Source organism: Hymenobacter agri, assembly GCF_054778495.1.
Map to the genome: position 1 here is coordinate 1 of NZ_BAAGZM010000174.1, position 7,457 is coordinate 7,457.

Sequence of the window (7,457 nt, forward strand, 5' to 3'; positions counted from 1 at the left end):
CGCGCCGGGCTCCTGGCCGGTGAGCCAACCCTTGAGCAGCGCGGCCAAAAACGAGTCGCCGCTGCCGATGGTGTCCTGCACCTGCACGGCCACGCCGGGCGCGCGGTAGAGCTGATTATTGGCCCAGAGCAGGGCGCCGTCGGCCCCGCAGGTGACGCACACGGCTTGCAGGTCGAAGCGCTGGGCCAGCCAGGGCATGGCTGAGGCCGGCTCGGTTTCGGGCCCGAACCAGCCTATGATTTCGGCCAACTCGTGGTGGTTCATCTTTACCAGGTCGGCTTTGCCGAGCAGGTATTTCACCACCTCGCGGGTGTAGTGCGGCGGGCGCATGTTCACGTCGAACACCTTGAACTTTGCACTCTCCAACAGGCGGTAGAGCGTTTCGCGGGTGCCCGCCTGCCGGGCCGCCAGGCTGCCAAATACGAAGGCATCGGCGGTGGCCACGGCGGCTTCCACTGCTTCATCGTAGTGAATGTAGTCCCAGGCCACGGGCTGTACTATCTTGTAAGTCACCTCATTGGCGTCGTCTACGTTGGCTTTCACCACGCCGGTGAGGTGGGTTTTGCCGTGCTGAATGAGGTCGATGGCCACGCCCTTCGACGCCACGAAATCGACCAGCTCGGTGCCCAGTTCGTCGTCGCCCACGCGGCTGATGAAGCGCACGGGCAGGCCCAGTTGGTGCAGGTGCACGGCCACGTTGAAGGGCGCGCCGCCCGGCTGCTTGCCGGTGGGCAGGATGTCCCAGAGGATTTCGCCGAAGCAGGCAAGGGTGGGATACATAGGGACTTGAGAGCTTGGGAACATAGTTAGCGGGTCTTTTTAGAACGTCATGCAGAGCGCAGCGAAGCATCTTTACTGCGTAACGCAATTCATTTAATATCGCGGTAAAGATGTTTCGCTGCGCTCTGCATGACGTTCTTGGCTAGCTGGTTAAACTCACTACTGAGGCTAGTGCAACACCAGCACCTTATCCGCTTCTTCCAGCGTCTTGCCCTTGGTTTCCGGCATCAGCTTCCACACGTAGAGCAGCTGCAGCACCATCATGCCGGCGAAGAAGGCGAAGGTGTTGCCGCCGCCCAGCTTCTCGGTCAAAGCGGGGAAAATGAAGGTAATAGCCGCCGCCAGCACCCAGTGCGTGCTCGAGCCCAGCGCCTGCCCCTTGGCCCGCACCGCCGAAGGAAAAATCTCGGAAATGAACACCCAGATAACCGCGCCCTGCGAGAAGGCGAAGAAGGCAATGTAGCCGAACAGCAGCAGCGGCACCGCCGCGAATTCCTGCGTGTAGAAAGCCCGCGCCACCAGCCCCAGCGTCACAATCAGCCCCACCGAACCCACCAGCATCAGCCGGCGGCGTCCGAATTTATCAATGATGTTGACGGCCAGCAGCGTGAAGCAGAAGTTCACCAGTCCCACGCCCGCCGACGACAGCAGCGCCGCGCTCTGCCCGCGCCCGGTCATCTCGAAAATGCGCGGCGCGTAGTAGATAATGGCATTGATGCCAGCCAGTTGGTTGAAGGCCGCGAACAGCACGGCCAGCAGCACCGGCCGCCGGTACTGCGGCGCCCACAACGACTCGCCTGGCCCCTGCTCGGCCGCATTGGCCACCAGAATGGTATTGATGTTGTCCTCGGCCGTGGCCGGGTCGATGCGCTCGAATACGGCGCGGGCCTCAGCGGTGCGGCCCCGGCGGAGCAGCCAGCGCGGGCTTTCCGGGATGCGGAACAGCAGCAGGAAGAAGGCGATGGCCGGCACGGCCTGCACGCCCAGCATCCAGCGCCAGGCGTTGGGGCCGATGTCTTTCAGCAGATAGTTCGACAGGAAAGCCAGCAGAATGCCGAACACCACGTTGAACTGAAACATGCCCACCATGCGGCCCCGCGTGGCCGGCGGCGACACCTCCGAGATGTAGAGCGGGGCCGTAACCGACGACGCGCCCACGCCCAACCCGCCCAGAAAGCGAAACACCAAAAACGGCACCCAGGTGGGCGACATGGCCGCGCCCACCGCCGACACGAGGTAGAGCACCGCAATCCAGACCAGGGTGCCGCGCCGGCCCAGCGCATCGCTTGGCACGCTGCCGAAAATGGCCCCCAGCACGGTGCCCACCAGCGCAATCGACATGGTGAGGCCGTGCTCGTAGGCGCTCAGGCCCCAGAGTTTCTGGATGGCCTCTTCGGCCCCCGAAATCACGGCCGTATCAAAGCCAAACAGCAAGCCGCCGAGGGCGACGACTACCGACCAAAAGAAGACGTTATTTTTCACGGATATATCGATGGAAAAATTTAGAGGAAAGAACGTTGGGCTACAGGCCGTCATGCTGAGCGTAGTCGAAGCATCTCTACCGCTTCGTCGCGCGGCTCACCAACCACGAGCAACGAATTCGTCCCACCTCATCCGTTGCAGCGAACGATTTACTGCCACGGTAGAGATGCTTCGGCTGCGCTCAGCATGACGGCCTGATGGCCCGTTCAATTAGATACTATTACCACCCATTGTTCTGCTTATACAGCCCGCGGCTCAGGTTAATCTGGGTGAGCGGGATGGGTAGGTACTCGTCGCGGCCGGCCGTGAAGCGGGCATCCTGCAGGTACTGGCGCTTGGTTTTTTCCTGGCTGAAATAGGTGTTCAGGAACGAGTCGGCGATGCCCCAGCGCACGAGGTCGAAGAAGCGGAAACCCTCCATGGCGAACTCTAGGCGCCGCTCGTAGCGCAGGGCCTGGCGGGCGTAGGCCTGCGTCCAGCCGGTGCTGGGGTACTGGCCGATGCGGTAGTTGGAGGTGGCCGCGCCGTTGGCCTGCTTCAGCAGAGCGGTGCTATTCTGGGCGCGCAGGCGCACCTGGTTGATGATGGGCAGGGCTTCAGCGGGGCGGTTCAGTTCAATCAGGGCTTCGGCTTTCCAGAGCAGCACGTCGGCGTAGCGGATGATGTTCCAGTTCTTCGAGGTGCTCATGAAGGGCGGGTTCTTCTGGAAGCTGGGGTCGGTGGGCAGCACGGCCTCCTTCATCGAGAGGTTGTAGCCGTACACCTGCGGCACCCGCACCCACGACTCCTGAAACACAAAGTTGGGGTCGTACTTAAACGGGTGGCCCACAATGGCCACCGTGTGGTCGAGGCGCGGGTCGACGGGGTTGGCCAGGAAGTCAGCGGCCTTCGTTAGGTCGCCCGACGTGTTGTAGTCGGCGAAGCGGGGCAGGCCCTGCGCGTCGGTTTTGAAGGCGTTGACGAGGTTCTGGCTGGGCTGATGGAACGAGCAGCAGCCGTAGTCGGGGTTCATAGGGTAGTTCAGCTCGTTGCCGCGCTGGGTGCGGCCCTTGGCGGTGCCGTCGTTGCGCGAAAACTGAATCTGGAACACCGATTCCGGCCCGTTGTCGCCGGCCGTGAGGAAGTTGGTGGCGTACTCGCCGTTCAGCGAGAACTTGCCCGTCGCGGCAATCTGGTCGACCAACGACACTACTTCCGTCAACTTGGCCGCATCGATATTCGTCACTGCGTTGTTAACACCTTGGTTGTACGCCTGGTAGAGCAGTGTTTTGGCCAAGTAGGCCTGCGCCGCGCCTTTGGTTACGCGGCCCACCTCGGGTTGCGTAACCGGCAGGTTGGCGGCCCCGAAACGGAAGTCGTCGGCGATTTTAGTCCAGAGCTGGTCGTTGGTGAGCGTGGTGTTGCCGATGTTGGCGTACTGGTCCACGGGCACCGTCTCGTCGATGTATGGCACGAATTTGAATACCTCTTTCAGCAGAAAGTAGAAGTGCCCGCGCAGGAAGCGCACCTCAGCCTGCCGCACGGTTTTGGTGGGCATAGCACTGGCATCCACGGCATTGAGGCGACGCAGGGCATCGTTGGCCCGCGACACGCCGATGTAGAGCAGCGTCCACAAGTCGTTGGTATTGCCGTTGTCGACGCGGTTGAAGGAGAAGGTTTCGTAGAAGTGAAAGCCGTCCACGTCGGCCGTACCGCCACCGCCCTTGTAGGCATCGCCCGAGCGGATGTTGCCGTAGGGCCACATCGACGAGTACGGGCAGTAATACACGTCGTTGCCGAGCTGCGAGTAGGCCGCAATCACTTGTTTATCAATGTTGGCCGGCGTGTTCAGCTGTTCGTCGGTGAGCGTGGCCTTGGGGTCCACGGCCAGAAAGTCCTTGTCGGAGCAGCCCACGGAGAGCGAGAGCAGGCCGAGCGATAAGACGGTGAGTTTAAAGAATTTCATAGGAAGTTGAAAGCTATGGGTGGGATGTAGCGCGGACTCTGAGAGTCCGCGTGTGAGCGAAGCGAGCAGTCGGTATTGGCGACGTTCGCCCGTCGATACTCGCTGCGCTCGTTGCGCGGACTCGCAGAGTCCGCGCTACAGGTTAGAACGTCACGTTCAGACCCGTCGTGAAAATCCGCGGAATCGGGTACTGGTAGTTCGTCACCTCCGGGTCGGGGGCGGTGTAGCCCTTGCTCTTGACGGTGAACAGGTTCTGGGCCTGCACATACACCCGAATGCCTTGCAGCTTCACCTTGTCCGTCAGGGTGTTGGGCAGCGAGTAGCCCAGCTGCAGGTTGCGCAGCTTCATGTAAGAAGCGTTTTCGATGAAGTAGGTCGAGGAGCGGTTTTCGGCGTTGTTGTTGATGAGCGACACGGCCGGAATGGTCGAGCCGGTGTTGGTGGGCGTCCAGGCATCGAGGGTGCGCTGGCCCCAGTTTTCGCCCGCCGCCAAGCCCGCAAAATCGGTGCGGAATTTGATGTTATTATAAGCCTGCAAGCCCTGCACGCCCTGAAAAAACGCCTGAAGGTCAAAGCCTTTGTAGTTCGCCCCCAGGTTCAGGCCGTAGCTGAAGTTGGGCACGGCTTCGGTAATCCAGGTCTGGTCGAAGTTGTCAATTTTGCCGTCGCCGTTCAGGTCCTTGTAGCGGATGCGGCCGGGGCCAGCCCCCACCTGCGTGGGCGCGCCCGCCACCTCGGCGGCGCTCTGGAACAGGCCATCGGCCACGTAGCCGTACACCGCGTTGATGGAGTGGCCCAGGCGCGTCACGTCCTGGCCATTGCCGCCGTAGGCATTAATCACCTCGCTGGGCAGGTAGGTCACCTTGTTGCGGTAGGTCGAGAGGTTGGCAGCCACGTTGAAGGTCAGCCCGTTGGCCATCTTGTTCTGGTAAGCCACCAGAAATTCCCAGCCCTTGTTTTGCAGAGATGCCCCGTTCACGTACTTGTCGCCGCCCTCGCCCACCACGGCGGCGTAGGGCAGGTTCACCAGAATGTCGGTGCTGTTCTTGACGAAGTAGTCGACCGAGCCCGAAACCGTATTATCCAGGAAGCCAAAGTCCAGGCCTAGATTGGTTTGCGTGGTGGTTTCCCACTTCAAATTGGGGTTGGCCTGCTGAATGCGGCGGTAGCCCGAGGGCAGGTTGCTGTTCGAGCCGTAGATGTCGTAGGCCGTGCCCTTGTCGGGCGTAAAGTTGGGGTCGAGCGTGCCGAGCAGCGACTGGTAGAGGCCGCGCGAGGCGAAATTGGCGATGTCCTGGTTGCCGGTCTGCCCCCAGCCGGCGCGCAGCTTCAGGTCCGACACTTTGGGCAGGTTGTCCTTGATGAACGCCTCCTCCGAGATGCGCCAGCCGGCCGACACAGCTGGGAAAATGCCGAACTGGTTGTTCACCCCGAAACGCGACGAGCCGTCGCGGCGAATGGTCCCGCTCAGCAGGTACCGGTCGTTGAACGAGTAGTTTACCTTGGCGAAGTACGAGGCCAGCCGGTAGGCCGTGGCCGAGCCGCCGTTGTCCTTGTTCAGGGTGCCGGCATCGAGGTAGGCGTAGTTCAGGTCTTCGCTGGCGAAGTTGGTGCGCGAGGCGTAGCTGCTTTCGTCGTAGTAGCTGATGCGCTCGTTACCAAGCAGAAAATCGAGCTGGTTCTTGCCGCCGCCGAAGTTCAGGTTGTAGTTCAACGTGTTCTGCAGCACCCAGTTGCCGTAGAAACGGTTGTTGTCCGTCACGCGGTTGTTGGCTTCCGAGAGGTAGCCGGCGGTGTAGGTTTTGTAAATCTCGCGGTACTTATACAGCGAATAGTCGATGCCGAAGCTGGTGCGGAAGTGCAGGTTTTTCACCACTTCCAAATCGGCAAACGCGTTGCCGAAGGCCCGGCCGGTGTTGGCCTTATTCTGCTCGTTATCAACGAGCAGGCGCACGGGGTTGTCGCGGTCTGAAATGCCCGACACCGGCCCACCCCAGCCCACGCCGTCCACGGTGTGCACCGGCACGATGCTCGGCAGCTGGCTGGCCCGGTCGCGGATGAAATTGATGCCCGGCACGTTGGGGTCGTTGGTGGGCAGCACGCTCTCCTGGGTTTTGGCCACCGTCAGGTTCTCCCCCACCTTCAGCCGGCCATTGAAGAAGTTGTAGTCCGAGTTCAAACGGGCCGTCCAGCGGTTGTACGCCGACGCTTTGATGATGCCCTTGTTGTCGTAGTAGTTTACCGAAAACAGCACCCCGCCGCGCTCGCCGCCGTTGCTGATGTTCAGGTTGTACGACTGCAAAAAGGCGTTGCGCTGAATTTCCTTGAACCAGTCGGTATCGGCCGAGCGCATGGTTTTGGCGGCATCGATGAACTCGGGCACCGTCACCCCATCGAGCACCGGCTTGCCGTTGGCGTCGGTGTGCGTCTGGAAGTTGTAGAACGGCAGATTCGGCGTGATGCCGTCGTTGATAGCCGCCCGGCCGTACACCCGGCCGTAGTCCAGCGTGTTCAGCATCTGGATGTGCGGCCCCGGCGTCTGCACCGTGAAAAAGGTTGAGAAATCGACCCGCGTCACCCCCTTTTTGGCCTTCTTGGTCGTGATGATAATCACGCCATTCGAAGCCCGCGAGCCGTAGATGCTGGCCGACGACGCATCCTTCAGCACCTGAATGCTCTCGATGTCGTTCTGGTTAATCTGGCCGATGCCCTCGCGGGTCGGAATCCCGTCAATCACGTACAGCGGGTCGTTGTTGCCGAGCGTGCCGATGCCCCGAATCCGCACCGTAGAGTTGCCGGCCGGCGAGCCGTCGGTGGTGATGCTCACGCCCGGCACGCGCCCCTGCAGGTTTTTCACGGGGTTCGACGAGGGCAAATCCCGCACCTCGTCGCTCTTAATCACCGATACTGCGCCCGTCAAATCGGCCTTGCGCTGCACCTGGTAGCCGGTCACCACTACTTCGTCGAGGGCGGCGGCATCGGTCACCAGCTGGGCCGTAATCGCACTCTGGCTGCCCACCGGCACTTCCTGCGTTTTGTAGCCCACGAAGGAGAGCACCAGCGTCGCGCCCTCGGGCACGTTCAGGCTGAATTTGCCGTCCATGTCGGTGTTGGTGCCCATGGTCGTGCCCTTCACCACCACCGTCACGCCGGGCAGGCCCTCGCCTTTGTCGTCGGTCACGCGGCCCGTAATGGGGCGGTCGGCCCGCGGCGCCGCGGCGCTGGTTTCGGCCGAAGCAGCCGCTTCGGC

Annotated in this window: 4 protein-coding genes; all 4 read right to left on the bottom strand. The window is 61.7% G+C overall.

Going from position 1 to position 7,457, the window contains the following annotated elements; genetic code table 11:
• Positions 1 to 780, bottom strand: a 780-nt coding sequence (locus ACYVDE_RS10580) for a carbohydrate kinase family protein (protein WP_460501481.1), incomplete at its 3' end; no start/stop codon positions are given.
• A gap of 168 nt (positions 781 to 948) precedes the next feature.
• On the bottom strand, positions 949 to 2,268 hold the full coding sequence (locus ACYVDE_RS10585; protein WP_460501484.1) for a sugar porter family MFS transporter: 1,320 nt from the start codon (positions 2,266 to 2,268) through the stop codon (positions 949 to 951).
• 214 nt (positions 2,269 to 2,482) lie between these two features.
• Positions 2,483 to 4,207 (bottom strand): RagB/SusD family nutrient uptake outer membrane protein, encoded by a 1,725-nt coding sequence (locus tag ACYVDE_RS10590; RefSeq protein ID WP_460501482.1) that lies wholly within the window; start codon positions 4,205 to 4,207, stop codon positions 2,483 to 2,485.
• A gap of 142 nt (positions 4,208 to 4,349) precedes the next feature.
• Positions 4,350 to 7,457, bottom strand: a 3,108-nt coding sequence (locus ACYVDE_RS10595) for a SusC/RagA family TonB-linked outer membrane protein (protein WP_460501483.1), incomplete at its 5' end; no start/stop codon positions are given.